Source organism: Chitinophaga sp. 22308 (genome assembly GCF_052045305.1).
Taxonomy (GTDB): Bacteria; Bacteroidota; Bacteroidia; order Chitinophagales; family Chitinophagaceae; genus Chitinophaga; species Chitinophaga varians_A.
On record NZ_JBQEOP010000019.1, the window covers coordinates 1 to 959 of the forward strand.

The window sequence follows — 959 nt, forward strand, 5'->3', positions numbered from 1 at the left end:
TAGAATCAGCGTACCAGTTAATTACCGCGCCCGGAACAGGTGAAGCGGTGAGCGTTGCCTGTTGGCCGGTCGCCACTACAACAGTGCCGGTCACCACTGGTGAAGCCGGAGCGTTCACCACATTTACCACAGCAGGTTTCAAGGCACCTGCTGCATTTTCACAACGGCCTGCGCCGCTTACAGCCACGTAGTAAGTATAATTGCCAAGGGCAAGGCCAGTGATGGTGAGATTACCTACGCTGTCTAATGCATAGTGTACCGCACCTTCTGTCAGGCCATTGGTGATAGGTGTTGTTTTATTCGCGTCTTTATACCAGGTGAATACCGGATTGGTAACGGTGGTAGAAGTAGGTTTCAGCATGGCGGCACCGCTAACACAGCTGTGGGTGGTATCGGCCAGGTTGATGTCGGCCGCAGTGCTCAGCGGATTTACCACTACTGTCACCGGTATACGGTCAGGGTTAGCGCAATTGTTGGCCCCTACCACCTGCACGAAGTAAGTTACTTTGCCAGGTGTTCTCAGGGTATCAGTAGTATAAGTGTTCTGGCTGCTTAATACAGTAGTGCTGGTAGAATCAGCGTACCAGCGTACGGTAGTGCCGGCAGCAGGTGTTACTGACAAGGTTGCTTTCTGGTTTACGCACACGGTATCTCCCGTACCGCTGATGGTCGGGTTCGGATACAGGATGCGGGCGCCATAAATATCGAGGGAAGTGATCAGATTGGCGAGACCGGTGAGCCTTACTTCCACGCGGTCATAAGTGCCGGTAGCGCCCACAGTGGCATTGAATTGCTGGCCACTCAGCAGACGCAGGGTCAGCAGGTCTGCCAGTGTATCCGCCTTCACGGCAGTTGTACCATTATATTGAGTGATCACCACACCACCCAGCAGGCTTACATCTGCCAGGCCGCCCGGAGCTGCCATGGTCAGGCGGATGCTGTCGCCTGCGGCTCCCGGG

General features: G+C 54.8%; 1 protein-coding gene. It reads right to left on the bottom strand.

Translation table 11 applies throughout. The annotated features are described in order from the left end of the window. Window positions 1-959: immunoglobulin domain-containing protein (locus ACTJJS_RS33485; protein WP_440668403.1), on the bottom strand; the 959-nt coding region annotated here is incomplete at both ends.